The organism is Streptomyces sp. NPDC058664, from assembly GCF_042716635.1.
Taxonomy (GTDB): Bacteria; Actinomycetota; Actinomycetes; order Streptomycetales; family Streptomycetaceae; genus Streptomyces.
Window position 1 is genome coordinate 1 of sequence record NZ_JBHXRW010000276.1, and the last position, 1001, is coordinate 1001.

The following is a 1001-nucleotide window of genomic DNA, read 5'->3' on the forward strand; positions in this document are numbered from 1 at the left end:
CGTGTAGAAGAAGCGCGCGGCGGCGCGTTTGCCGTCGTAGAACGAGCCTTCCCGGTCGCCCGCGGCCACGAGCTGCTCGAGCCAGATCCACGCGATCACGACATGGCCGAAGGACTCCAGGTAGAGCGACGAATTGGCGAGCGCGACCGCAGGGTCGCCGGTGGACCACAACCGCATCGTGGTATCGACGACCTGGGTCCACGCGGCACCGAGCTGCTCGGCCTGAGCCGCGGCCTGTCCGCCCAGCTCGCTCGCACGACCGATGGTCTTCTCGATTTCCGCGCCCAGCAGTACCATTCCGGCACCGCCCTGCATCACTACCTTGCGACCGAGCAGATCCAAGCCCTGCACACCATGGGTGCCCTCGTGGATGGGGTTGAGGCGGTTGTCGCGGTAGTGCTGTTCGACGTCGTAGTCGGTGGTGTAGCCATAGCCGCCGTGCACCTGGATCGCGAGGCTGTTCGCTTCCAGGCACCACTGCGACGGCCAGCTCTTGGCGATCGGGGTCAGCACGTCGAGCAGCAACGCGGCAGCGGCGCGTGCGTCGGACTCCGGCGCGGTAGCAGCGTCGTCGACCAGCCGCGCGCAGTACAGGTTCAATGCCATCGCGCCCTCGACATAGGACTTCTGAGCCAGCAGCATCCGCCGCACATCGGGATGCTCGATGATCGGAACAGGCGGTGACAGCGGATCTTTGACCCCGAGTGGCCGACCCTGCGCGCGCACCTTCGCGTAGGCGAGGGACTTGCGGTAACCCGTGTAGCCGAGCACCGTCGCCAGCATCCCGACACCGACCCTGGCCTCGTTCATCATGTGGAACATGTAGGACAGACCACGCCCCTCCGCCCCGACGAGGAACCCGACCGCACCGGCCTTGCCACGGGGCGAATGGGTGCCGTCACCGAAGGCGAGGTGGGTGTTGGCGGTGCCGCGGTTGCCCATCTTGTGATTGAGGCCGATCAGCGTCACGTCATTGCGTTCCCTGCTCGACCCGTTCGCTT

1 protein-coding gene is annotated in these 1001 nt (G+C 66.4%); it reads right to left on the reverse strand.

Annotation, left to right across the window (positions count from 1 at the left end; genetic code table 11):
* Positions 1–969 (reverse strand): acyl-CoA dehydrogenase (locus tag ACFWUY_RS42120; protein ID WP_384122524.1); only part of this gene is annotated, 969 nt, incomplete at its 3' end.
* Positions 970–1001 lie beyond the last annotated feature (32 nt).